22 protein-coding genes and 1 tRNA gene are annotated in these 23,658 nt (G+C 69.2%); 17 read left to right on the plus strand and 6 right to left on the minus strand.

The window, feature by feature from the left end:
• Nucleotide 1 precedes the first annotated feature (1 nt).
• Nucleotides 2-1,456 (plus strand): methyltransferase, encoded by a 1,455-nt coding sequence (locus GL325_RS12575; protein ID WP_255956208.1) that lies wholly within the window; start codon nucleotides 2-4, stop codon nucleotides 1,454-1,456.
• On the opposite strand, the gene GL325_RS12580 is transcribed toward GL325_RS12575, so the two are convergent.
• The gene (locus tag GL325_RS12580; RefSeq protein WP_308209241.1) at nucleotides 1,453-2,640 is read right to left on the minus strand and encodes an MFS transporter; all 1,188 of its coding nucleotides are present in this window, start codon (nucleotides 2,638-2,640) and stop codon (nucleotides 1,453-1,455) included. The genes GL325_RS12575 and GL325_RS12580 overlap by 4 nt on opposite strands.
• A gap of 113 nt (nucleotides 2,641-2,753) precedes the next feature.
• Here GL325_RS12580 and topA point away from each other — a divergent pair, with 113 nt between their 5' ends.
• From topA to GL325_RS12605, 5 genes are all read left to right on the plus strand, one after another.
• The gene (gene topA / locus GL325_RS12585) at nucleotides 2,754-5,456 is read left to right on the plus strand and encodes a type I DNA topoisomerase (RefSeq protein ID WP_187769770.1); all 2,703 of its coding nucleotides are present in this window, start codon (nucleotides 2,754-2,756) and stop codon (nucleotides 5,454-5,456) included.
• An 85-nt stretch (nucleotides 5,457-5,541) separates the two neighbouring features.
• Entirely contained in the window at nucleotides 5,542-6,318 is a 777-nt protein-coding gene (gene aqpZ, locus GL325_RS12590; protein ID WP_154596050.1) for an aquaporin Z, read from the plus strand.
• 50 nt (nucleotides 6,319-6,368) lie between these two features.
• Nucleotides 6,369-7,031 carry a dTMP kinase gene (gene tmk, locus GL325_RS12595; RefSeq protein WP_154596049.1) on the plus strand — a complete coding sequence of 221 codons (663 nt, stop codon included), beginning with the start codon at nucleotides 6,369-6,371 and terminating at the stop codon, nucleotides 7,029-7,031.
• Nucleotides 7,028-8,158, plus strand: a complete 1,131-nt coding sequence (locus GL325_RS12600) for a DNA polymerase III subunit delta' (RefSeq protein WP_187411672.1) — start codon at nucleotides 7,028-7,030, stop codon at nucleotides 8,156-8,158. The genes tmk and GL325_RS12600 overlap by 4 nt, the downstream gene beginning before the upstream one ends.
• Nucleotides 8,155-9,675 (plus strand): alpha/beta hydrolase, encoded by a 1,521-nt coding sequence (locus GL325_RS12605; protein ID WP_187769771.1) that lies wholly within the window; start codon nucleotides 8,155-8,157, stop codon nucleotides 9,673-9,675. The genes GL325_RS12600 and GL325_RS12605 overlap by 4 nt, the downstream gene beginning before the upstream one ends.
• Before the next feature lie 9 nt (nucleotides 9,676-9,684).
• Here GL325_RS12605 and GL325_RS12610 read toward each other — a convergent pair whose 3' ends face one another.
• On the minus strand, nucleotides 9,685-9,972 hold the full coding sequence (locus GL325_RS12610; RefSeq protein WP_187411673.1) for a chorismate mutase: 288 nt from the start codon (nucleotides 9,970-9,972) through the stop codon (nucleotides 9,685-9,687).
• Between the two features lie 95 nt (nucleotides 9,973-10,067).
• On the opposite strand from GL325_RS12610, the gene GL325_RS12615 reads away from it, so the two are divergent.
• Nucleotides 10,068-10,143, plus strand: a tRNA-Thr gene (locus GL325_RS12615).
• A gap of 496 nt (nucleotides 10,144-10,639) precedes the next feature.
• Here GL325_RS12615 and GL325_RS12620 read toward each other — a convergent pair.
• Nucleotides 10,640-11,131 carry a hypothetical protein gene (locus GL325_RS12620; RefSeq protein WP_187769772.1) on the minus strand — a complete coding sequence of 164 codons (492 nt, stop codon included), beginning with the start codon at nucleotides 11,129-11,131 and terminating at the stop codon, nucleotides 10,640-10,642.
• A 377-nt stretch (nucleotides 11,132-11,508) separates the two neighbouring features.
• Between GL325_RS12620 and GL325_RS12625 the strand changes: the two genes are divergently transcribed.
• The 4 genes from GL325_RS12625 to GL325_RS12640 all read left to right on the plus strand — a co-directional run bounded on the left by GL325_RS12625 (nucleotide 11,509) and on the right by GL325_RS12640 (nucleotide 15,023).
• Complete coding sequence (locus GL325_RS12625) at nucleotides 11,509-12,624, plus strand: DUF262 domain-containing protein (protein ID WP_187769773.1); 1,116 nt, start codon at nucleotides 11,509-11,511, stop codon at nucleotides 12,622-12,624.
• 6 nt (nucleotides 12,625-12,630) lie between these two features.
• Nucleotides 12,631-13,296, plus strand: a complete 666-nt coding sequence (locus GL325_RS12630) for a hypothetical protein (protein ID WP_187769774.1) — start codon at nucleotides 12,631-12,633, stop codon at nucleotides 13,294-13,296.
• A 54-nt stretch (nucleotides 13,297-13,350) separates the two neighbouring features.
• Nucleotides 13,351-14,004, plus strand: coding sequence for a potassium channel family protein (locus tag GL325_RS12635; RefSeq protein WP_308209242.1), 654 nt, complete (start codon nucleotides 13,351-13,353; stop codon nucleotides 14,002-14,004).
• Nucleotides 14,005-14,357: 353 nt separating this feature from the next.
• Complete coding sequence (locus GL325_RS12640) at nucleotides 14,358-15,023, plus strand: cutinase family protein (protein ID WP_154596039.1); 666 nt, start codon at nucleotides 14,358-14,360, stop codon at nucleotides 15,021-15,023.
• Between the two features lie 161 nt (nucleotides 15,024-15,184).
• On the opposite strand, the gene GL325_RS16025 is transcribed toward GL325_RS12640, so the two are convergent.
• Nucleotides 15,185-17,236, minus strand: coding sequence for a discoidin domain-containing protein (locus tag GL325_RS16025; RefSeq protein WP_223111264.1), 2,052 nt, complete (start codon nucleotides 17,234-17,236; stop codon nucleotides 15,185-15,187).
• 80 nt (nucleotides 17,237-17,316) lie between these two features.
• Nucleotides 17,317-18,489 (minus strand): pyridoxal phosphate-dependent aminotransferase, encoded by a 1,173-nt coding sequence (locus GL325_RS12650; RefSeq protein ID WP_255956214.1) that lies wholly within the window; start codon nucleotides 18,487-18,489, stop codon nucleotides 17,317-17,319.
• A 243-nt stretch (nucleotides 18,490-18,732) separates the two neighbouring features.
• Here GL325_RS12650 and GL325_RS12655 point away from each other — a divergent pair, with 243 nt between their 5' ends.
• The 6 genes from GL325_RS12655 to GL325_RS12680 all read left to right on the plus strand — a co-directional run bounded on the left by GL325_RS12655 (nucleotide 18,733) and on the right by GL325_RS12680 (nucleotide 22,764).
• Nucleotides 18,733-19,383 (plus strand): sortase domain-bontaining protein, encoded by a 651-nt coding sequence (locus GL325_RS12655; RefSeq protein WP_187769776.1) that lies wholly within the window; start codon nucleotides 18,733-18,735, stop codon nucleotides 19,381-19,383.
• Nucleotides 19,384-19,418: 35 nt separating this feature from the next.
• Nucleotides 19,419-20,063: an orotate phosphoribosyltransferase gene (pyrE, locus tag GL325_RS12660; protein WP_187411676.1), complete on the plus strand. Its 645-nt coding sequence runs from the start codon at nucleotides 19,419-19,421 to the stop codon at nucleotides 20,061-20,063.
• Nucleotides 20,060-20,668, plus strand: a complete 609-nt coding sequence (locus GL325_RS12665; RefSeq protein ID WP_187411677.1) for an RNA methyltransferase — start codon at nucleotides 20,060-20,062, stop codon at nucleotides 20,666-20,668. Before pyrE ends, GL325_RS12665 begins: the two co-directional genes overlap by 4 nt.
• A gap of 31 nt (nucleotides 20,669-20,699) precedes the next feature.
• The gene (fbaA, locus tag GL325_RS12670; protein WP_154596036.1) at nucleotides 20,700-21,716 is read left to right on the plus strand and encodes a class II fructose-bisphosphate aldolase; all 1,017 of its coding nucleotides are present in this window, start codon (nucleotides 20,700-20,702) and stop codon (nucleotides 21,714-21,716) included.
• Nucleotides 21,717-21,894: 178 nt separating this feature from the next.
• The gene (locus GL325_RS12675) at nucleotides 21,895-22,329 is read left to right on the plus strand and encodes a universal stress protein (protein ID WP_154596035.1); all 435 of its coding nucleotides are present in this window, start codon (nucleotides 21,895-21,897) and stop codon (nucleotides 22,327-22,329) included.
• 30 nt (nucleotides 22,330-22,359) lie between these two features.
• Nucleotides 22,360-22,764, plus strand: a complete 405-nt coding sequence (locus GL325_RS12680; RefSeq protein ID WP_154596034.1) for a DUF3151 domain-containing protein — start codon at nucleotides 22,360-22,362, stop codon at nucleotides 22,762-22,764.
• Here GL325_RS12680 and GL325_RS12685 read toward each other — a convergent pair.
• Nucleotides 22,757-23,656, minus strand: a complete 900-nt coding sequence (locus tag GL325_RS12685; protein WP_187769777.1) for a YegS/Rv2252/BmrU family lipid kinase — start codon at nucleotides 23,654-23,656, stop codon at nucleotides 22,757-22,759. The two genes, GL325_RS12680 and GL325_RS12685, sit on opposite strands and share 8 nt — an antisense overlap.
• Nucleotides 23,657-23,658: the final 2 nt, after the last annotated feature.

Raw genomic sequence — 23,658 nt, forward strand, 5'->3', positions numbered from 1 at the left:
GGTGACCGACACGCATGTCGCGCGACTGCGTGAGGCCATCGCCGGCTTCACCGTCGACGCCGTCCACGGGGTCCTGGGCGATGAGGCGTGGCGAGCGCTGGCGCGCTCCGAGACCGTCCCGGGCCTGCGTGCCACGGCCGACGGGTCGTCGCTGTCCACCCTGATCCGGCTCTTCCAGCTGCAGGCACCGGTGCCGCGCTCGGCCGCGGAGGCCGCCTTCGGCCCGGCGTGGACCGCCGCCCAGGCGCTCGGCCTCGTTACGGTGGACGGGGACGAGGCGCGGGCGCTGCTCGACCTGCGTCCGTACGGCGACGAGGAGCACGACTGGTGGGTCGTCTGCGACCTCACTCCGGGACTCGACGGTCGCGAGAACCCCCGCGACCCGCTCTACGTCCTCGGCATCAGCGAGGCCTCTTCGTCGCTCGCCCAGCTCACGGTGCGGCCCCAGGTGGGCCGCGCGCTCGATCTGGGCACGGGTTGCGGCGTGCAGGCGCTCCACCTCACCGGACATGCCCGCGACGTCGTCGCGACCGACGTCAACCCGCGCGCCGTCGAGTTGGCCGCGCTGACGGCGGCCCTGAACGGACTGGACGTCGACGTGCGCGCGGGCAGCCTGTTCGAGCCGGTGGCCGACGAGCGCTTCGACCTGATCTGCACCAACCCGCCCTTCGTCGTCTCGCCGCCCGAGGGCGACCGGCTCGTCTACCGCGAGACCGGGTTCCCCGGCGACGAGGTGGTCCGCCGGATCGTCATGGGCGCCGACCGTCACCTGAACGACGGGGGCTGGTGCCAGCTGCTGGCGGCGTGGATCCACGAGGACGGCGTGCCGTGGCAGGAGCGGCTGGCCGCGTGGATCGAGCCGACCGGCCTCGACGCGTGGGTGGTCCAGCGCGAGCGGGTCGACCTGCCCGAGTACGCCGAGATGTGGCTCGCCGACGCCGGCCTGCGGCATGCGCCGGGCCACGTCGAGCGCTACGACCGCTGGCTCTCCTGGTTCGCCGAGCAGGGCACCGAGGCCATGGGCTTCGGCTGGATCACGCTGCGCAAGGCCGGTCGCGACCTCCCGCAGGTGCGGATCGAGGAGTGGACGGCACCGGTCGCCCAGCCGGTCGGCGCGGACTTCCTCGCCTGGGCGGGGCGCGCCGACGCCCTGGCCTCCGGTGACCTGCTGGCGCACCGGTGGCGTCTCGGGACCGACGTCCTGCAGGAGACGGCCGGACCCGTCGGCGCCGAGGACCCCGCCCTCATCCGCGTGCTGCGGACGGGCGGGCTGCGGCCCTCGCGCCAGGTCGACACGATCGAGGCCGGCCTGCTCTCGGCCTGCGACGGCGACCTGACCGCCGGGCAGATCCTCGACGCGCTGGCGCAGATCCTCGACCGCGACCCCCGCGAGTTGCGGCAGGTCTACACGCCCGTGGTGGCGCAGCTCGTGGCCGACGGGTTCCTCGTCGACTAGACGTGGACGCGCGACCCGGGGGTCGAGGAGGCTCGCGGTCCGCGCTGACCACCGATCGCGACCAGCGCGATCAGCGCCGCGATCGCGCCACCGGCGGCGAAGCCCGCGGCTGCACCCCACTGGTCGATCGCGGTCCCGACGAGCGGGGCCCCGAGGGCGCCGCCGGCCGTGAACGCCGACGCCTGCCAGCCCATCGCCTCGCCACGCCGGGCCTCGTCGGTCAGCCGCGCGATGTACTCGCTGCAGGCCGTCATGATCGGCGCGCACAGCAGCCCGGCCGGGATGGCGGCCAGCGCGAGGGTCCACGGCGCGTGCGCGATGCCGACCGGCATGGTCAGCAGCCCCATCACCAGCAGCAGGCGGGTCGGGCGGATCGACGCCGGCCGCATGCCGTAGACCAGCCCGCCGACCAGCGACGAGAGCCCCCAGCCCAGGTACACGACGCCGACCAGTCCGATCGCGTCCAGCTCGCGCAACGAGGCGATGATGCCCAGGTCGGTGGCCATCAGCGCGATCATCGCGCCGGCGGACACCAGGAAGAGGAAGACCAGGTCGCGCGTGACCCAGCCGAACCCGCGGACGCGCGGCGCCAGCGGCTCGTCGGTGCTGCGCGTCGGCGGATCGAGCCACCACAGGATCGCCAGGCCGACGCCGACCGTCGCCCCGACGGCGACCAGCGCCGTCTGCGGGGAGGCCGCGACGACCAGGGCGCCGGCGGCGGCCGGACCGATGATGAAGGACGCCTCGGCCATCACCGAGTCGAGCGCGAAGGCGCTGCGGTGGTGTGAGGTCGGCAGGTTCGCCGCCAACGAGACGCGCACGATCGAGTGGACCGGCGCCAGGAACAGGCCGGCCACGAAGGCCAGGGGGAGCAGCCAGAAGTAGGTCGCCATCGTGGCGAGCGGGTACACGACGAACAGGACGGCGATCGAGGGGAGCAGGGCGCGCCGGACCCCGAGCGCATCGATCAACCGGCCCCGCCACGGAGCACCCAGGCCGGCGCCCACGGTCTCGACCGCGGCGACGATCCCGGCCTCGCCGTAGCTGCCGCCGAGCCCCTCCACGACGAGCAGGGTCAGGACCAGCGGAACGGCCATCATGGGGATTCTCGCGAGGAATGCGGCAAGGTAGAGAGGGACGGTGCCGGGTGCCCGAAGCACCTGTCCGTACGTCACCTTCTCCACTTGGTCGATTCTCCCACGGCCGGGACCGGTGAGGAAAATGCTTGAGCAGAGGCGCTACGGTGGGCCTCCATCGGCCGCACATCCCCCACCTGGCGGCCTCAGAGGAGCCCAACGTGACATCACTGGTGATCGTCGAGTCGCCCAACAAGGTGCGCAGCATCGCTGCCTACCTCGGGGACGGCTATGTCGTTTCGTCGTCGGTCGGGCACATCCGTGACCTGCCGCAGGGGGCCGACCAGATCCCCGCCAAGTACAAGGGGGAGTCGTGGGCGCGGCTCGGCGTCAACATCGACGAGGGCTTCGAGCCGGTCTACGTCGTGCCGGCCGACAAGAAGAAGCAGATCACCGAGCTGAAGCGGCTGCTCAAGGACGCCGACGAGCTCGTCCTGGCCACTGATGAGGACCGCGAGGGCGAGGCGATCGCCTGGCACCTCTTCGACGAGCTGAAGCCCAAGGTCCCGGTCAAGCGCATCGCCTTCAACGAGATCACCAAGGAGGCGATCCAGCGCGCGATCGCCAACCCCCGCGACATCGACCAGGACCTCGTCGACGCGCAGGAGACCCGCCGCATCCTCGACCGTCTCTACGGCTACGAGATCAGCCCGGTCCTGTGGAAGAAGGTCATGAGCGGCCTGTCGGCCGGTCGCGTCCAGTCGGTCGCCACTCGCCTCGTCGTCGAGCGCGAGCGTGAGCGCATGGCGTTCCGCTCGGCCGACTACTGGGACCTCGAGGCCACCTTCGGCTGCGACCTGGAGCCGTCGCGCTTCCCCGCGAAGCTCGCGACGATCGACGGCAAGCGCGTCGCGTCGGGCTCGAACTTCGACAGCACCGGCACGCTCAAGGGCAACGCCGTCCACTTGGACGAGTCCGCAGCCCGCGCCCTGGCCACCGCGCTCGAGGGCCGCGAGTTCGCGGTCCGCTCGGTCGAGTCCAAGCCGTACACCCGCCGTCCGTACGCGCCCTTCCGCACCACGACCCTGCAGCAGGAGGGTTCGCGCAAGTACGGCTTCGGCGCCCAGCGCACGATGTCGATCGCCCAGAAGCTCTACGAGGGCGGCTACATCACCTACATGCGTACCGACTCGGTCACGCTGTCGCAGACCGCGCTCACCGCGGCGCGTGCCCAGGTCAAGGAGCTGTACGGCGCCGACTACCTGCCGGACAAGCCCCGCGTCTACACCTCCAAGGTCAAGAACGCCCAGGAGGCGCACGAGGCGATCCGTCCCGCCGGCGAGAGCTTCCGGACGCCGAAGGAGACCGGCCTGTCCGGTGACGAGCTCAAGCTCTACGAGCTGATCTGGAAGCGCACGATCGCGTCGCAGATGGCCGACGCCAAGGGCAACTCGGTGTCGATCCGCATCGGCGCGGCCACCGAGGACGGCCAGGACGTCGAGTTCAGCGCCACCGGCCGCACGATCACGTTCCACGGCTTCCTCAAGGCGTACGTCGAGACCACCGAGGACCCCGACGCCGAGAACGACGACAAGCAGACCAAGCTGCCCAACCTCTCCGAGGGCGACAGCGTCACGGCCGTCGAGCTGGCTGCGGCCGGCCACCAGACCAAGCCGCCGGCCCGCTACACCGAGGCCAGCCTCATCAAGGAGCTGGAGGACCGCGAGATCGGTCGTCCCTCCACCTACGCCTCGATCGTCAACACGATCCAGAACCGCGGCTACGTCTACAAGAAGGGCACGGCGCTCGTCCCGGCGTGGGTCGCGTTCAGCGTGATCCGGCTGATGGAGCAGCACTTCCCGCGCCTGGTGCAGTACGAGTTCACCGCCGAGCTCGAGGGCGTGCTGGACGAGATCTCGCACGGTCGCGAGAACCGCGTCGCCGTGCTCGAGAGCTTCTGGTCCGGCGAGGACGAGAAGGACACCGGCCTCAAGCGCCTGGTCGACAACCTGCCCGAGATCGACGCGCGTGGCCTGGCCACGTTCGACCTCGGTGAGGACATCGCGGTGCGCGTCGGCCGCTACGGCCCGTACGTCGAGGGCCCGCCGATGGTCGAGGGCAAGGACGGCACGCCCACGCCCACCCGCGCCAACATCCCCGAGGACCTGCCGCCCGACGAGCTCACGCTCGAGAAGGCCAAGGAGCTGCTGGCCGCCCCGGCCGGCATGGAGAAGGTGCTCGGCGACCACCCCGAGACCGGCCTGCAGGTCGTGGCCAAGAACGGCCGCTACGGCCCGTACGTCACCGAGGCCCTGCCCGAGGACGCCAAGAAGGGCGCCAAGCCGCGCACGGCCAGCCTGTTCAAGTCCATGGACCTCGAGACGATCACGCTCGAGGACGCCGTCAAGCTGCTGACGCTGCCGCGCGTCGTCGGCACCGACGAGGAGGGCACCGAGATCACGGCCCAGAACGGCCGCTACGGTCCCTACCTCAAGAAGGGCACCGACTCGCGCTCGCTGGAGTCCGAGGAGCAGCTGCTCACCATCACCGAGGAGCAGGCCCGGGCGATCTACGCGCAGCCCAAGACCTACGGCCGTCGGGCCGCGGCGGCGCCCCTCAAGGAGCTCGGCGAGGACCCGACGAGCGGTCAGCCGATCGTCGCCAAGAACGGCCGGTTCGGCGCGTACGTCACCGATGGTGAGTACAACGCGACGCTGCGCAAGGACGACGACATCGAGACCCTGACGCACGAGCGGGCCGTCGAGCTGCTGGCCGAGCGTCGGGCGAAGGGCCCGGCCAAGAAGGGCGCCAAGAAGACGACGAAGAAGTCGACCGCCAAGAAGACCACGGCCAAGAAGACGGCCACGAAGAAGACGGCGGCCAAGAAGACGGCCACGAAGAAGGCCCCCGCGAAGAAGGCCTGACCGCCGGCGGGACCTCGATTCGAGGTCTCGCCCGGCGGGGTGCGTCTGTCGTACGGTGAGAGGAATCCTCACACCAGGAGCCGCGATGAGCCAGGCACCGGAGTACACGATGAGCCAGCGCCTCGGCGCGGAGGCGCTCGGCACCTTCTGGTTGGTGTTCGGTGGCTGCGGCACCGCGATCTTCGCCGCCACGGCCATTCCGGCCGACGCCCAGATGGCGGTCGGCGTGGGCTGGCTGGGCGTCGCCTTCGCCTTCGGTCTCACGGTCCTGACCGGCGCGTACGCGTTCGGGCCCGTGTCCGGCGGCCACTTCAACCCGGCCGTGACCGTCGGCCTGGCGATGGCCAAGCGGTTCTCCTGGCGTGACCTGCCCGGCTACGTCGTGGCCCAGGTCGTCGGCGCCACGGTCGCGGGCGCCGTGCTGCTGGTGATCGCCGAGGGCATCGCCGGCGGGTTCGATCCCGTCGAGTCGGGCTTCGCCAGCAACGGCTACGGCGACCGCTCGCCGATGGGCTACAACCTCGGCTCCGTGATCGTCGCCGAGGTGGTCCTGACGGCCGTGTTCCTGTTCGTGATCCTGGGCGCGACCGCCAAGCGGGCGGCCGTCGGCTTCGCCGGGCTCTCGATCGGCATGGCGCTCACGCTGATCCACCTGATCAGCATCCCGATCTCGAACACGTCGGTGAACCCGGCGCGCTCGCTGGGCGTCGCGTGGTTCGCCGGCTCCGACGCGCTCCTGCAGGTGTGGGTCTTCATCCTCGCGCCGATCGTGGGCGCGGCCATCGCGGGCTTCTCCCACGACTACCTGCTCGGTCCGGACAACGACCCCGAGCCGGTCGAGCCGCCGGCCGCCCCGAGCTGAGCCTGCGGCCGCTCCCGCGCCGTGTCGGGCGCCCCGACTAGGCTCGCCCCATGCAGCCTTCGCAGGACCCCCTCGTCACCGAGGTCGGCGTTTTCGTCGCATTCGAGGGCGGTGAGGGCTCCGGCAAGTCCACCCAGTCGCGTCTGCTGGCGCAGTGGCTCGAGTCCTCCGGTCACTCCGTCGTCCTCACCCGCGAGCCCGGTGGCACCGCCGTGGGCACGATGCTGCGCTCGATCCTGCTCGACCCGGCCACCGGCGACCTGTCGCCGCGCACCGAGGCGCTGATCTACGCCGCCGACAAGGCCGAGCACGTCGACACGATGATCCTGCCCGCGCTGGCCGACGGCGCGGTGGTCATCACGGACCGCTACGTCGACTCGACCCTGGCCTACCAGGGCGCCGGCCGGGCGCTGCACGTCGCCGAGCTCGAGCCGCTGGCCCGGTGGGCCACCGCCGACCTGCGCCCGCACCTGACGGTCGTCCTCGACATCGACCCGCGCGTCGGCCTGGGCCGCGCCGGCGAGCCCGACCGGATCGAGGGCGAGCCGGTCGAGTTCCACGACCGGGTCCGCCACCACTTCCTCGAGCTGGCTGCCGCCGACCCGGCGCACTACGTCGTGCTCGCGGCCGACGAGGATCCCGAGACGATCCACCACCGGGTGCGCGCCGCCGTGACGCCGTGGCTCGGTCAGGCGCGCGAGGTGGCGTCGTGACCGCCCCCGTCTGGGAGGAGCTCGTCGGTCAGGACGACGTCGTCGGAACGTTGAGCGCGGCTGTCGCCGGGCAGATGACCCACGCCTGGCTCTTCACCGGCCCGCCCGGGTCGGGTCGGTCGAACGCGGCGGTCGCCTTCGCCACGGCGTTGCAGTGCGAGCGCGGCGGCTGCGGCCAGTGCCACTCGTGCGTCACGGCCGCCGCGGGCAGCCACCCCGACATCGCCATCATCAACACCGACGGCCTCAGCATCGGCGTCGACGCGGCCCGTGACGCCGTCCGTCGCGCTGCGCTGCACCCCTCCCTCGGCCGGTACCAGGTGCTCGTCGTCGAGGACGCCGACCGGCTCACCGACCAGGCGGCCAACGCCCTGCTCAAGGCCATCGAGGAGCCGGCGCCGGGCACCGTGTGGCTGTTGTGCGCGCCGTCGGTCGAGGACGTCATCACGACCATCCGCTCGCGCTGCCGCCCGGTGCTGCTGCGCACGCCGCCGGCCAGCGCCATCGCCCGTCTGCTGCACGAGCGCGACGGGATCGATCCCCAGGTCGCCCGCAAGGCCGCGGCCGCCGCACAGGGGCACATCGGCCGGGCCCGAGGCCTGGCCCGCGATCCCGAGGCTCGTCGTCGCCGCGCCGAGATCCTGGCGCTGCCGGTCGGCCTGCGCGGCCTGGGCGACTGCCTGCGCGCGGCCCAGCGGATCGACCAGGAGGCCACCGCCCGGGCGAAGGAGCGCTGCGACGTCCTGGACGCCCGCGAGCTGTCGAACCTGCAGGAGTCCTGGGGGGTCGAGGAGCGTGGCCGGCGCCCCGCCGGGTACGCCGGTGCGCTCTCGTCGATGACCAAGGAGCAGGAGCGGCGCCGCAAGCGCATGGCCCGCGACGCGATCGACGGGGTGCTGCTGGACCTGCTGTCGTTCCAGCGCGACGTCCTCACGGTCCAGCTGGCCACCGGTGCCGAGCCGATCAACGCCGACGTGGCCGACGACATCGCCGATCTCGCGGCTCGCAAGACCCCCGAGGAGACGCTGGCCGCGATCGACGCGATCGTCGCCTGTCGCGAGGCCCTGCAAGCCAACGCCGCGCCCCAGTTGGCGCTCGAGCACATGATGTCGAGGTTCCTGGGATGAAGCGGTTCACGATCATCGCGCTGGTGTCGGTCCTGGTCGTCGCGCTCGTGGCGGGCGCGGTCAGCGCGATCTTCCTGGTCGAGCGCCAGGCGCCCGACCCGAAGCGCACGGACGAGGCCGCCCCCACCGGGCTCGAGCGCTTCTACGGCCAGGACGTGACGTGGACCGACTGCGACGACGACCGGTGCACGACGGTCGAGGTGCCGATCGACTACGAGAAGCCCGACGGCGAGACCTTGCGCCTGGCGGTGCGCCGTGTGCCGGCCACCGGCAAGGGCGGCTCGGCGATCTTCGCCAACCCCGGCGGCCCGGGCGGCTCGGCGCAGGACTTCGTGGGCTACCTGGCCTCCGAGCTGCCCGACTCGCTGCGCCGCACCCATGACGTCGTCGGCGTCGACCCGCGCGGCGTCGGTCAGAGCACCCCGCTGCAGTGCCTGTCCGACCGGGGCTTCGACGCCTTCATCGACACCGATCCTGATCCCGACGACCAGGCCGGCATCGACGCGCTGGCGCGCTCGGTGCGCGGGATGGGAGAGGCGTGTCGCGAGAACTCGGGCGAGCTGGCCGCGCACGTCTCCACCGAGGAGGCCGCGCGCGACCACGACATCGTCCGCGCGGTGCTGGGCCAGAAGAAGATGTGGTGGTTCGGCTTCTCCTACGGCACCCAACTGGGCGCCACGTACGCCAACCTGTTCCCCGAGAAGGTCGAGCGAATGGTGCTCGACGGAGCGGTCGACGTCAGCCTCGATCCGGTCGGTCAGGGGCTGGGCCAGGCGAAGGGCTTCCAGCAGGCACTGACCGCCTACCTCGAGTACTGCATCGAGAAGGGGAAGTGCCCGGTCGGGGACTCGGTCGCCGAGGCGACCACCACGATCACCGAGCTGATGACGGCGCTGGGCACGACCCCGCTGAAGGTCGACGGCCGCGAGCTCAGCCAGGGTCAGGCGTTCTACGGCATCGCGATGGCCCTGTACTCGCAGGAGTCGTGGCCGTACCTCACCAACGCCCTCAGCGGGCTCGTCGAGGGCGACGGCCGCGTCCTGCTCGTCCTGAGCGACGCCTACTTCGAGCGCAAGCAGAACGGCACCTACGCGAACAACTCCGGCCAGGTGATCTACGCGGTCAACTGCATGGACACCGACGACGCACCCGACGCGGCGCAGACGAAGGCGTTGATCCCGAAGTTCCGCGCGGTCTCACCGGTGTTCGGTGCTTCGCTCGGCTGGGGCGTCATGGCATGCCACGACTGGCCGATCAAGGCCACCCACCCGCAGCAGGCCGTGAAGGCCGAGGGTGCTCCGCCGATCCTGGTCGTGGGCACCAACCGCGATCCGGCCACGCCGTACGAGTGGTCCGTGGCGATGGCCGAGCAGCTCGAGTCGGGCGTCCTGCTGACGCGTGAGGGCGATGGTCACACGGCGTACACGTCGGGCAACGAGTGCATCCGCAAGGCCGTCGACGCGTACTTCGAGGACGGCACCGTCCCCGATGACGGAACGGTCTGCGCCGAGCAGTGAGCCCCGCGATCAGTCGCGGATGGCCTCGTGGTGGCGGATGACCTCGCTGATGATGAAGTTCAGGAACTTCTCCGCGAACGCCGGATCGAGGTCGGCCTCGATCGCCTTCTCGCGCAGTCGCTCGATCTGACGCGACTCGCGGGCGGGGTCCGCCGGGGGCAGGTCGTGCTCGGCCTTGAGCCGCCCGACGCGCTTGGTGCACTTGAACCGCTCAGCCAGCAGGTGAACGAGCGCCGCGTCGATGTTGTCGATGCTGGCGCGGATGTCGTCGAGCTCGGCCTGGGTCGGTGCGTCCACGCGCCGATCATACGGTCCGAACCCGGGTTGTCCTTCAGGTGTCCGGACGGGGTATAGTCCACTTTTGGTTCGGCGGGCGATCCTCGCCGAATCGCGCCGCCTTAGCTCAGTCGGTAGAGCATCTCACTCGTAATGAGAAGGTCGTCGGTTCGATTCCGACAGGCGGCTCCAGAGTTTCCGCTGGTCAGGCAGGGTTGGAGCCCTTTCTGATGGTCAATCAGCGCGGCTCGATTGTGGCGTTCGTGCCACAACGTGCCATAGCGCGCCTGAAAGGCCCGACCGATGACCAGCAAATCCACCACCACACGCAACCCCTCCACCGCCCGTCGGCGGTCCTCGCGCCGCACGTTCGGCGCCATCCGCAAACTCCCGTCCGGCCGCTACCAAGCCCGGTGCCAGGGACCTGACGGCCGCGACCACACCGCGCCGACCACCTTCACCCGCAAGGACGACGCCGACGCCTGGCTGGCCACCGTCCGCGCCGACCTGGTGCGCGGCTCCTGGCGCGACCCCGACGCCGGAGCGGTCACCCTCGCGACCTACTTCGCCGGGTGGCTCGACGGCCACGAAGTCATGCCGCGCCCCGCTCGCCAAGGCAGGGCGTGGCAGGTCTTCGGGCTATGCGGGAGCGGTGGGGCGGCTCTGCGTGTGTGCGAGCCCGGTCTCACTAGTTGCTCCCGAGTCTCTCGAGCAGGGCAAGTTGGAACGCGGTGACTTCTGACAGAGCGCGGCCGGAGTCGCAGTGAGGGATGTCGATCCCCACGTGGTTGAGAATGTGGAACCTGATCACGGGCTCGTACCGGTCGACAGCACCTTCTGCCTCGATTCGGCCGTCCGGCAGCACCTCGGCACGCTGAAGGCAAGCAATATCAAACGCGTCGGCCTCAAGGGTGGCGGGTTTGGGCGCCTGGGGATGGGGGTTCTCCCATCCGGCAGGTCCTGAACCGCATACGCGGATCAACGTGCGACCCAATATCGCGTGCACAGCTATCACGGTCTGTTTTCCGCGCGACTGATGCTCGACAAGCACCTTTTCTGGGGACCGCTCAGCAAGGAGCGCGAGATAAGGCAACAAGAGGGCTCGCGGGATCAACTCGCCGGAGGCAGTGAGGCGCTTTGTTTCGTCCCGAACGTAGGTGTCTTGATGATTGAACTCCATGCTCGAAACCTAGGTCAGTGGAGCGCTAACAGTGGCTGGAACGCGAATCTCGTGACTGGAGTTTGACGTGTGGAACGCGGGTTGTGAGCACTACCCCGCGCCGGTTGCCTAGGTGCGCCTTGCGACAGGATCGCACGTGCGCGTGCATGTCTCTCGCAGAGCGTTGATCCGCGACTGGGACCCCGCTTGTGGGGGAGGTTCAGCGTTTACTGATACCCGGTCCGGATCTGCACTAACGCTGATGCCCAACGGCGTGTTACGGAACTGCATGGGTTAGCGATGTACGCCCAGGGTCAACGTCTTGAGCAACTTGAGATTGTTCGTTGTGCGAGACAAAAACCGGCCGCCACGGTCGTTGTTATGTTGAACTAGGTGGGGTGCCCGGCTGGAACGGGCTACCGTTCGGTGCAAGTCACAAGCAGGAGGAACCCGTGGAGGGAAGCACCCCCCAGCACTACACCGTTGCGGACTTCGTGAAGTGGTACGAGGACAAGGAACTTGTCCTTAACCCGAACTTCCAACGAGGTTCAGTCTGGCCAAGTCACGCTCGGACTTACCTGATCGACTCCCTCCTGCGCGGGTATCCGATCCCGAAGTTGCTGCTTCGCACAACCGTCGACCGGACGACACGGCGAACGGTGAGAGACGTCGTCGACGGCCAGCAGCGACTCAGAACAATCTTCGACTTCGTGAACGACAAGCTCGTCCTGGGCCCCAAGGCAACCGGATATCAGGGAAAGCGCTATTCGGACCTGGAGCCCGATGAGCAGGATCGGCTGCTCGCATACAAGCTCACTTGCGAGCAGCTGATCAACGCCTCCGATGATGACGTGCTTGAGGTGTTCGGACGGATCAACTCCTATGCGGTACCGGTCAACGAACCTGAACTTCGTAATGCGCAGTTCGACAACGAGTTCAGTTCGTACGTGAAGGAACTTGCAAAGGCGCTTTCTTCTGTGTGGGCCTTGGGAGTGCTTAGCGAACGCGACCGCGTCAGGATGATCGACCAATCTCTGGTTGCGGAGTTGGTCGGCATTACGACCTCCGGCCTCACGGATGGCGCGGAGAAGGACATCACAAAGATTTACGAGACACACCGGTCCAGCGAGGTATCCGACCTCCCGCCAGCAGAGACGATTGTTGGACAGTGTCTCGCCGTTGCGGACTTGCTTGCGCCGTTCCATGGGGAGGCACTTGTGAAGCGTCCGCACTTCCTGGTTCTGTATGCGGCGCTCCTGTTCATGCAAGGTGACCTGCGCCCCGGAAGGCTTGACCTCGCCGAGTTCGAGGACTTCCGGAAGCTGGGGATGACGGACTCGCAGACGATTCAAGACAACTTCGAGCGTCTGAACCGTGCTCTTGGTGACGCTGAAGCGGCCACCACGCGGGACCTGATCGAATTTCGGGAAGCTCGCGCGACGACTCAGCGCATGAAGAGCCGGAAGGCCCGGTTTGCGATCTTCTGCAAGGCACTCTCCCAGCCACTCGACTGACCAGAGATGACCGTTTCGCTTGCGCAGACGGCGTTAGATTTCGAGCGCGAGGTCGACCGCATCCAGGAGTGGTTCCTCACGGGCTCTATCGCCAAGGTGGTGGAGCACTCGCCCTTTCCATACGCGCCTTTGGCTGATGGATGTGTTGTCAGCCTCTGGGATGCGTGGGGGCGATTTGTTCGAAACTTGATCCTGACGTGTGCGGCCGGGGACGTTGAAAGCGCCGGTGGTGCCGTTTACGCCCCGAAGGTGCAGCGGACTCCGACCGACGCCCTTGCACACCTTGAGGCTGAGAAGCATGCCGGCAAGAGCTATCAACTCTCCTTCGGCAAGAGGGGCGAGCCTAAGTGGTATATCGCGAAGGACACGTTCGAGATTGCCGAGACGCTGGAGCTTGAGAACGGCCCCGAGATTGGCGGAGCGCTGACCGCATCGCAGATTCAGCTGAGTGAGTCGATCATTGTCGATAATCCCAGCGCCAGCCTCCAGAAGCTTCGGAACTACGTCGCTCACAAGACGGAAGTGAACTTCAAGAAGGTCGCCGACGTGCTGCCAGTAAATGATCACGAAGACCTTGATTCCTATCTTCGGTCGCGTACGCACGGCGGCTCCCAGGTGTTTTGTGACTGGGCAGATGCGATGGTCGCGCTCGGCCACGCCGCCGTCGAGTAGGCCAATCCCGGGTTCCAGCCACTTCTGCGCTCGCCCCGCCTATCGTCAGCGAGTGTGAAACCGACCAGCCAAACTCGTGTCGAACGATGGGAGCGCCGCGCGGATGTTCCGCTGCTGCTCCTCGCCGTCGCTTTTCTCGTCGCCTACGCCTGGCCGGTGCTGGACCCACGCTTGGAGACGGATCTACGGACAGTCCTGGTCGGCGTCACCTGGACAGTCTGGTTTGTATTCGCCCTCGACTTCGCCGTCCGCGTGTGGCTCGCGAGTGAGCGCGCCTCCTACGCACTCACGCACTGGTACGACGTGGCACTGATCGTGCTTCCGATGCTTCGTCCGCTCCGACTCTTGCGTCTGCTCGCGCTCGTCCGGGTCCTTGACCGGTCCGCGGCCTCGTCGCTTGCTGGCCGGGTTCTTGTTTATGTGACAGGCACTGCTGTCATGTCAGTGGGTCTCGGGTCATTAGCGGTACTCGACGTCGAACAGGATGCGGCAGGCGCCAACATCACCACGATCGGGGACGCTCTCTGGTGGGCGTGCACAACGGTCACGACGGTCGGATACGGGGATCGCTTTCCAGTGACTCTCGAAGGGCGCGCCGTAGCCGTGGTTCTAATGGTCGTCGGAATCGGGGTCGTCGGGTCGGTCACTGCAGCGGTTGCGACATGGCTCGTAGTCCGTGCTCAGGCCGAGACATCCAACAAGCCCTGATCCGCGTGCCGGCTCCGTGCCACAACGTGCCATAACGGGAGACCGGCGAGACAGCTCCAGAGCACAAGAGACTGGAAAGACCGATAGAGTTTCCGCAGGTCAGAGGGATTCCGCCGCTGACCTGCACGAACGCCACGGTTGTTCAGCCGGACTCGTAATGAGAAGGTCGTCGGTTCGATTCCGACAGGCGGCTCCATCTTTTCCCCGCGCTTCGCGCGTCTCTTCCCGCATCGGACCGGTGTCCGGCCCGCGAGAATCGGCCTCCGTTCCCAGCCCCGTCTGGGTTACCGTGCAGCGAGAGTGTGATCTGGATCGCACCGTTCTCGGGCTGACTTCGACGCGAGGAACCGCTCATGAAGAACGTCCGACGTCTCTGTTCACACCTGGCCGCAGGCCTGCTGGCCCTCACTGCTGTCGCCCTTCCGGCCGCGGCGGCCGCTCCCGCCTCGGCCGCCGACGACTGCGCCGAGGTGCACGTCATCGTCGTCCGCGGGACGGGGGAGCCCGGCACCTACGGCTGGATCGTGGGGGACGGGCTGGTCCGCAAGATCCGCGCGCAGGTCCCCGGCGCGAAGGCGACGGCGCTGGACTACCCGGCCAGCATCGGCAGGGACTCCGCCCCGGCCGGGATCACCGAGCTGGTGTCGACGGTCCGGGCACGCGCCGCCGCCTGCCCGGACGAGAAGCTCGTGCTGTCGGGGTACTCGCAGGGCGCGCAGGTCGTCAACGGAGCGCTCGGCGTCGACCTGGCCGGCACGCCCAACGGACCGGTCCCCGTGCCGGCCGTCGTCCCGGCCGAGCTCTCGTCGCACATCGTGGCGATCGCGTTGTTCGGCGACCCGCTGCGGATCGTCGGCCGGTCGGTCGCGGAGCCGTATGCGAGCCGGACGGTCAACTTCTGTCAGGCCAAGGACCTCGTGTGCGACCCCGCGCCCGACAGTCGTTTCCTGCCGCATCTGGGCTATCTCGTCAACGGCGACCTCGGCCGCGCCGCAGCCTTCGTCGCCGATCGGGTCTGAATCACGCGCCGGAGAAAACATGAGACCCGCCTCATGTTCGTTGCTCTGCTAACGATAGGGTCGCCCCATCACTTCCGGGCTTCGGTCGAAGTGAAGCCGGAGCAGCACCGGCGACAACCGCCCCGGCCACCCTTGGTGGTCCGGGGCGGTCTCCGTTTCGGTCAGCTGAAGACGCCGAGTTCCTTGATGGAGTAGCCGTACTTCGTGGCCCGCTCGACGCCCTGCACGCGCACGAAGCGGGCCGAGACCGGGCGGTCGAGCCGCACGGTGTCCAGGCCGCCGTCGCCCCGGCCCACGATGGCGACGTCGCGCCACCGCTTGCCGTCGAGCGAGGTCTGCACGCGGTACTGCCGGGCGTGCGCCTGCTCCCACTCGATCGTCACCTTGCCCACCTGTCGCGCCGACAGGAACTCGACCTGCAGCCAGGCGTCGTCCTGACCCCACCGGCTCGCCCATCGGGTCGAGGTCTTGCCGTCGATGGCGTTGCCGGGCTTGAGGTCCTTGAGCAGGTTGCGCTCGGTCGAGCTGGCCGAGGCGATCGCCCCGGAGGCGAGGTTCGCGCCCGGCTCGAAGTCGGCGGTCGCGCCCCACGTGCGCAGGTATGACTCGGAGCCCGCGGCGAGGTCGTCGACGATCTCCGAGCCCTCCAGCACGCGCAGGCTCTCGATCCAGTCCGGCACCAGTCCGTAGTGGGGGACGCCCTCCACGTTGTAGTCCCACGTCCGTTCGCCGGTGACCTGTCGTTCGAAGACCGTGCCGTCACGGCCGGTGAACGGGTAGGAGATCTTCGCGGCGTCGGTCGGCGGCGCGGCCGTGCCGCCGAAGCCGTTCATGTCCGTGCCGTAGCCGTACGCGACGCCGTACTTGTCGCGCAGCGGCTTGGTCTCCTTCCACTGGGCCGCGAACTCGTCGGCGCTGTGGCCGTACTGGCTCGCGAAGCCGCCGAGGGCGTAGAGCCGTTCCATGTACGGCTCGGCCATCCAGTCGTGGCTCGACACGGCGCCGGGGTAGGCCTCGGCCTCGAGGATGTCCAGGGCCCGGCCGGCGGCCTTCGCGCTCATGTGGTCCATCTCGACGATCATGTTGCGCTTGATCATTCCGCGCAGCGCGTACTCGCCCAGCTCGGTGAGGCCGCGGGGGTTGCAGTGCGGGCCCTTCGGGTAGACCGGCAGGACGGCGGGCAGGCCCGGCACTGCGGCGATCTCGCTCGGCAGCACGCCGCCGATCACCGTGTTGTCCGCGACCTGGCCCTCCTTGCAGGTCGTCGGGTTCCACCACGTGCCGGTCGTCAGGAACTGGCCGACGTTGACCAGCAGGCCGGCCGTGCTCTCGTCGTAGCGGACGCCGCACAGGGCGTTGTCGAACTTGTGGCACAGGAACATGCTCGACACGCCCTTGCCCTTCAGCTCATCGAGGCCCTTGTCGATGTCGGCCTTCGTGCACTGCGGGGCGCCGAGGACCTGCTTGCACCCGAACGGCTCGGACACCTCGACGCCCAGGACGACAGCGAGCTTGCCGTCGGCGACGACCTTGCGGGCCTGCTCGGGCGTCTTCACGACGCGGTACCAGCCCTTGCCGGCGCCGCCGTACTGCTTGTCGACGTAGTCCTGCAGGTCGTAGGTGGCCTTGATCTGCCGCCGCACGGTGTCCATGTCGTCGCAGCTGTACTTGTTCGGTCCGGCGACGATGCCCAGGATCGGGCACAGCCCGGGGTTGGACACCATGTCGTTGACCATGACCCGCTGGCCGCCGCGCCACGCCCGCTCGACCCACTTGTAGTACATCTGCTGGTGCGTGAACGAGGAGTACGTCGGCCAGTCCTTGAACGTGGGCCAGCCGACCGTGTCGTGCTTGTCGAGGATGCCGCGGCCGGCGGCGGAGTTCGTCAGGTTCTCCAGGATCGAGACGCCGTGACGATCGCAGTCCTTGAGGGCATCGGCGATGCCCTTCTCGCTCCAGGTCGAGCCGCACACCGCGTTCCCACCCATGCCCAGGTCCATGAACATGTGGGTGTGGGCGTCGATGTAACCGGTGACGTTGCCGTCCGCGTCGGTGCCACGCTCCGGCTCACCGGTGGCGTTCACCTCCGACTCGGGGCTGGGCGTCGCGGTCGCCACCCACCATCCCGATTCCGCGGTGGCCCCGGTTCCGCCGGCGATCACCACCACGGCTCCGAGTACCGCCACCACCAACGCCTTGATCGTTCGCCCCACAGGAGTCCCCCTCCGAAAGTTCGCTTCCGAGGACTCTAGGGCGTGATCTGGGACACCTGCAAACGTGAGTTGCAGAAGAGTCAGTTGAGGCGCGAGATCAACCGCAGGCGCTCGACGGCCTCCGTCAGGACGGCGTCGCGCTTGCAGAACGCCCAGCGCACGAGCGTCCGGCCCGGATTGGATCCGTCGGGACGGTCGTCGAAGAAGACCTGGTGGGGGATGGCCACGACCCCGGCCAGGGTCGGCAGCGAGCGGCAGAACTCGAGCCCGTCGGTGAAGCCCAGCGCGGCGACGTCGGTCGTGGCGAAGTAGGTCCCGTCGGGCACGAAGACCTCGAAGCCGGCGGACCCCAGTCCGGCACACAACAGGTCGCGGCGGCGGCGCAGGTCCGCGGTGAAGGACGAGTAGAACGAGTCAGGCAGGTCCAGCGCCTCCGCCACCGCGTGCTGGAAGGGCGCGCCCGAGGTGTAGCTGAGGAACTGCTTCGCACCGAACAGCGCGGACACGAGGTGGGCCGGGCCGGTGGCCCACCCCACCTTCCAGCCGGTGAACGAGAACGTCTTGCCGGCGCTGCTGATCGTCAGGGTGCGCTCGGCCATGCCCGGCAAGGTCGCGATCGGCACGTGCGGCACCCCGAACGTCAGGTGCTCGTAGACCTCGTCGCTGATCACCACGAGGTCGTGCTCGACCGCGACCTGCGCGACGGCGGCGAGCTCGTCGGCGGTCAGCACGGCGCCGGTCGGGTTGTGCGGGGTGTTGAGGACGATCGCCGTGGTGCGTGGCGTGACGGCGGCGCGCAGATCGTCGACGGGCAGCCGGAAGTCCGGAGCGCGCAAGGTGACGGCACGGTGTCGCGCACCGGCCATCTGGATGACGGCCCGGTACGAGTCGTAGTAGGGCTCGAGCACCAGGACGTCGTCGCCGGGATCGACCAGGCCCAGCACCGCGGCGGCGATGGCCTCGGTCGCCCCGGTCGTGACGACGACCTCGCGCTCGGGGTCGACATCGATGCCGTGGAAGCGATGCTGGTGTCGGGCGATCGCCTCGCGCAGGGCCGGGATGCCCAGTCCCGGCGGGTACTGGTTGTGGCCCTCGGCGATCGCGCGGCGGGCCGCGTCCTTGATGACGTCCGGCCCGTCCTGGTCCGGGAATCCCTGGCCCAGGTTGATCGCGCCGGTCGAGGTGGCCAGCTGCGCCATCTCGGCGAAGATCGTGACCCCGAGGCCGTCGAGTCGCGCACTGAGCTGCTTCACGCCTCGACGATAACGGCGGGCGTTGGCCAGGGCCGCTGACGGAGGCAGAAAGTAAAAGGTCGGCCCGCCGTTCTCGGGGGGTGAAACGGCGGGCCGACGGCAGGATCGACGGCTCTGAAGAGCTCCTCGAACCTGCATGTCCATCATACATGCGGGCACATGGCGCCGAAGTGAAATGGGCAAGATGAATGTCACATCTTCAACTTCCCGTGCAGGTCTGGACAGGGTCCGGACAATGGAGTCATGTCAGCGACCTCCACCCGCGCCCGCGGGTCACGCTCCCTGCTCGTCGTGGGCCTCGTCCTGGTGCTCGCGGGCCTGGGCGTTCTGGGCTGGGTGGGCTGGCAGTACTTCGGCACGAACGTCGTGTCGCACCGCCAGCACGAGCGGATCCGCAGCGAGATCGTCGAGGAGTGGAAGAAGCCCTCCGCCGAGAAGAAGATCGACGGGCGTGGGCTGTTGCGCGTGCCGCGGTTCGGCGACGACTTCGAGGTGCCGATCCTCGACGGCGAGGACGACGCGACGCTGTCCAAGGGGGTCGGGCGCAACCTCGACAGCGCCCTGCCCGGCGAGATCGGCAACGTCGTGCTCTCGGGACACCGCATCACCCACGGCGAGCCCTTCCGCAAGTTCCTGGACCTGCGCGTGGGTGACGAGGTCGAGATCGAGACGCGGACCCACGTCTACACGTACCGGCTGCTGCAGGACGGCGACGAGATCCGCGTCCCGTTCACCACGTCGTGGCCGCTGTGGCCCGTGCCCGATCCCGACGCCGCCGGCGAGAAGCCGACGCGGGCCGTCGTCACCCTCGTGACGTGCTCGGAGCTGTTCCGCACCGACGATCGCAACGTGGTCGTCGGCGAGCTGGAGAAGACCACCCGCAAGGACGCCTGAGGCCGGGGCCGGTGCGGCCGTCCTAGGCTGTGCGCGTGCACGACTACCAGCGCCGCTTCATCGAGTTCGCCCTCGAGCACGACGTCCTGCGCTTCGGCGAGTTCACGCTGAAGTCCGGTCGCACGTCGCCCTACTTCTTCAACGCCGGATCGTTCGACACCGGCTCGCGACTCTCGGCGCTCGGCGGGTTCTACGCCGACGCCGTCGCCGCGGCCGGACTCGAGTTCGACGTGCTCCTCGGCCCGGCCTACAAGGGCATCCCCCTCGCAGCCGCCACGGCGGTGCAGCTGGCGGACGCCCACGGCCGTGACGTCCCGTGGTGCTTCAACCGCAAGGAGGCCAAGGACCACGGCGAGGGCGGCCTCTTCGTGGGCGCCGAGCCGCGAGGTCGTCTGCTGGTCGTGGACGACGTCATCACCGCGGGCACCGCCATCCGCGAGGTGATCGCGCTGGTCGACGGACTCGACGCGACGGTCGCCGGCGTCGTGGTCGCGGTCGATCGCCGCGAGCGCGGCACGGGCGAGCTGTCGGCCATCCAGGAGGTCGAGCGCGACCACGGGATCGCCGTCACCTCCATCGTGACGTTCGACGACATCATCGAGTACCTGCAGGAGACCGGCCGCTTCGCCGAGCACCTGCCGGCCGTCCGCGCGTACCGCGAGCGCTACGGGGTCGCGTGACCGTCGGCCCCTGGCGAGGTCCCTGGCCCGAGGACCCCCGGCTGGATCCCGAGCTGCTGCGCGAGGGCGACACCCGCAACGTCGTCGACCGCTACCGCTACTGGACCGTCGAGGCGATCGTCGCCGACCTCGACCAGCACCGGCACCGCCTCCACGTCGCGATCGAGAACTGGCAGCACGACTTCAACATCGGGTCGATCGTGCGGACCGCGAACGCGTTCAACGTCGGGGGAGTCCACATCGTCGGCAAGCGACGCTGGAACCGGCGCGGCGCCATGGTGACCGACCGCTACGTGCACGTGCACCACCACGAGGACGTCGAGTCCTTCGCTGCCTGGGCCCGCGACGCCGGCCTGACCGTGGTCGGTGTGGACAACCTGCCGGGGGCGGTGCCGCTCGAGACCACGACCCTGCCGCGTGACGCCGTCCTGCTGTTCGGGCAGGAGGGACCGGGCCTGACGCCTGAGGCTGCTGAGGCCTGTGAGTCGATGGTGGCGATCGCCCAGTTCGGCTCCACGCGCTCGATCAACGCCGGTGCCGCGGCCGCGATCACGATGCACGCCTGGATCCGTGAGCATGCCGACCTGACATCGGTGGAATACTGACAGCAACGAGACTTTCCCCACAGGAGGACCCATGCCCGTCGCCACTCCCGAGGTCTACGCAGAGATGCTGGACAAGGCGAAGAACAACTCCTTCGCCTACCCCGCGATCAACGTCTCGTCGTCGCAGACGCTGAACGCCGCCCTGGCCGGATTCGCCGAGGCCGGCAGCGACGGGATCATCCAGGTCTCCACCGGCGGTGCCGACTACTTCTCCGGCCCCACCATCAAGAACATGGTCTCGGGCTCGCTGGCCTTCGCCGCGTTCGCGCAAGAGGTCGCCAAGAAGTACCCGATCAACGTCGCGCTGCACACCGACCACTGCCCCAAGGACAAGCTGGACGGCTTCGTCCGTCCGCTGCTCGAGGCGTCGACCGAGCGCGTGAAGAGCGGCGGACTGCCGTACTTCCAGTCGCACATGTGGGACGGCTCGGCCGTGCCGCTGGCCGAGAACCTCGAGATCGCCCAGGAGCTGCTGGCCAAGGCGCACGCCGCGAACGTCATCCTCGAGGTCGAGATCGGCGTCGTCGGTGGCGAGGAGGACGGTGTCGAGGCGGAGATCAACGACAAGCTCTACACCTCGCCCGAGGACGCCATCGCGACCGTCGAGGCGCTCGGTCTGGGCGAGAAGGGCCGCTACCTGACGGCGCTGACGTTCGGCAACGTGCACGGCGTCTACAAGCCCGGCAACGTCAAGCTGCGTCCCGAGGTCCTCAAGGCCGCCCAGGAAGCCGTCGCCGCCAAGTTCGGCAAGGAGCGCGCCTTCGACTTCGTCTTCCACGGCGGATCGGGATCCCTGCCCGAGGAGATTAGCGCCGCCGTCGACTACGGCGTCGTCAAGATGAACGTCGACACCGACACCCAGTACGCGTTCACGCGTCCGGTCGCGGGCCACATGTTCCAGAACTACGACGGCGTCCTCAAGGTCGACGGCGAGGTCGGCAACAAGAAGGCGTACGACCCGCGCGCCTGGGGCAAGGCCGCCGAGGCCGGCATGGCCGCGCGCGTCGTCGAGGCCTGCCAGAACCTGCGCAGCGCCGGCACGCACTGACGCAGCAGCAGCACGCGAAACGGCGGGGACGAGTCGATCGTCCCCGCCGTTCCCATGTCCCCACGCCGGGGGACCGTCCGGGGGATGGAATCCCGCTGCGAGCGGGCCCGTCGGGCCCTCGGGACCACTACGCTCCGGGTGGAAGCCGGTCGTCCACCGCCCGGCCGGAAGGGGAATCATGGCCAAGATCGTCGTGACCGGCGTCGACAACTCCGAGACCGCTGCCGCTGCCGCTGACAAGGCCGCCGTCCTCGCGTCCGGCCTGGGCGCCCGGCTGCACATCCTGTCGGCCTACGGGGCCTTCGAGGCCGAGCGGATCGCGCACGGGAAGGCCGAGGTGCTGGTCACCAGCGAGCTGACCGCCAAGGGCGTGGCCGAGGACGTGTTCACCGAGCTGCGCAAGAACTTCCCCGACCTGGAGATGACGTACGCACCCGCCGAGGGCAACCCGGCCGACGCGCTGGTCAAGGCCGCCGCGGAGCTCGGCGCCGACGTCATCGTCGTGGGCAACAAGCGCGTGCAGGGCCTGACCCGCATCCTGGGCAGCATCGCTCGGGACGTCGCCGCGCACGCCCCGTGCGACGTCTACATCGCCCACACCCACCAGAGGTGAGGCTGGGCGGTCGCGTCTAGGCTCGCCAGCATGACGAACCTGCTGGGAGAGCCGCCCGAGACCCTGCTGCCGGAGGACCCCGGTGCCGCCCTGCTGGCCGAGGGTGCCGGGCCCGAGGAGGTGGCCGAGCGCCATCCCGACTCGGTCGCCGCCTGGGCCCGACTGTCCGAGGCCGCGCTCGCGCAGGGACGCGATCTCGAGGGGTACGCGTTCGCGCGGACGGCCTACCACCGGTCGCTGGACTCGCTGCGCCGCAACGGGTGGAAGGGCTTCGGCCCGGTCCCGTGGTCGCACGAGGCGAACCGCGGCTTCCTGCACTCGCTGGCCGTGCTGGCCACCGCGAGCGAGCGCCTGGGCGACGACGCCGAGGCGCACCGCTGCCGCGAGTTCCTGCGCGAGTCCAGCCTCGAGGGCTACGAGGCGCTCGTCAGCTGACTCGACTGGCCGAGCCGGTCTTCGGCAGGCGCATCCGCAGGCCGCCGGGCGTCACGGTCCACGCGTGCTCGGTGCGCATCTCGGTGAGCTCGCCGTCGGTGGTGCACCGGACGGCCTCACCGACGACCTTGACCGAGGTCGCCCGGGTGTAGTGGACGAAATCGGCGCCCGGGTGCGTCCCGCGGCGCAGGTGCAGGGCGTAGGCGATGCGCTGCGGCACCCGGGCGGCGAACGCCACGGCCACGTCCATCAGGCCGTCGTCGATGACGGCGCGCGGCAGCAGCTCGCCGCCGCCGCCGACGAACCGGCCGTTGCCCACCGCCACCTGCGCGATGTGCCCGCTGAGCGTGCGGTCGTCGATCGTGACGTGCACGTCGGCGCCGCGGGTGAAGAGGGTCGACAGGGCGCCCAGCACGTAGGCGAGGGGGCCGAGCGCCCACTTGACCGGCTCGGCGCGGGCGGCGGCCTCGGCGCCGATCCCCACGTGAGCGGCGTTCACGACGACGATGTCGTGGTCGTCGACGATGAGGTCGATGTCGCGCTCGGTGCCGGCGCCGAGGTCGCGGGCAGCCAAGACGGGGTCCTCGTCGAGCTCGAGCGTCCGGGCGAAGTCGTTGCCCGTGCCCAGCGGGACCAGCCCCACCGCGGTGCCCGGCAGTCGGCCGGCGTCGTACAGCGCCTGGACGACGGCATGCAGGCTGCCGTCGCCGCCCATGGCGACGACGAGGTCCACGTCGGGATGCTCGGCGAGCGTCCGGGCGAGATCGTCGGGGTCCTCCGTGGCGACGTGCTCGACGTCAGCGGCGTGCCGCAGGGCGCCGAGCGCCTCCTCGATCACGGTCTCGTCGGACGAGCCTGCACCGGCATTGCTGACCGCGAGCCATGAGTTCACTC

The organism is Aeromicrobium sp. 636 (genome assembly GCF_024433585.1).
In the GTDB taxonomy this organism is placed as follows: Bacteria; Actinomycetota; Actinomycetes; order Propionibacteriales; family Nocardioidaceae; genus Aeromicrobium; species Aeromicrobium senzhongii.

Bases quoted from the DNA above. Each gene is read 5' to 3' on its own strand.
- aqpZ (WP_154596050.1), top strand. From the start codon at position 5,542: ATGAGCCAGGCACCGGAGTACACGATGAGCCAGCGCCTCGGCGCGGAG.
- tmk (WP_154596049.1), top strand. From the start codon at position 6,369: ATGCAGCCTTCGCAGGACCCCCTCGTCACCGAGGTCGGCGTTTTCGTC.
- GL325_RS12605 (WP_187769771.1), top strand. From the start codon at position 8,155: ATGAAGCGGTTCACGATCATCGCGCTGGTGTCGGTCCTGGTCGTCGCG.
- GL325_RS12620 (WP_187769772.1), bottom strand. From the start codon at position 11,131: ATGGAGTTCAATCATCAAGACACCTACGTTCGGGACGAAACAAAGCGC.
- GL325_RS12630 (WP_187769774.1), top strand. From the start codon at position 12,631: ATGACCGTTTCGCTTGCGCAGACGGCGTTAGATTTCGAGCGCGAGGTC.
- GL325_RS12640 (WP_154596039.1), top strand. From the start codon at position 14,358: ATGAAGAACGTCCGACGTCTCTGTTCACACCTGGCCGCAGGCCTGCTG.
- GL325_RS12655 (WP_187769776.1), top strand. From the start codon at position 18,733: ATGTCAGCGACCTCCACCCGCGCCCGCGGGTCACGCTCCCTGCTCGTC.
- fbaA (WP_154596036.1), top strand. From the start codon at position 20,700: ATGCCCGTCGCCACTCCCGAGGTCTACGCAGAGATGCTGGACAAGGCG.
- GL325_RS12675 (WP_154596035.1), top strand. From the start codon at position 21,895: ATGGCCAAGATCGTCGTGACCGGCGTCGACAACTCCGAGACCGCTGCC.
- GL325_RS12680 (WP_154596034.1), top strand. From the start codon at position 22,360: ATGACGAACCTGCTGGGAGAGCCGCCCGAGACCCTGCTGCCGGAGGAC.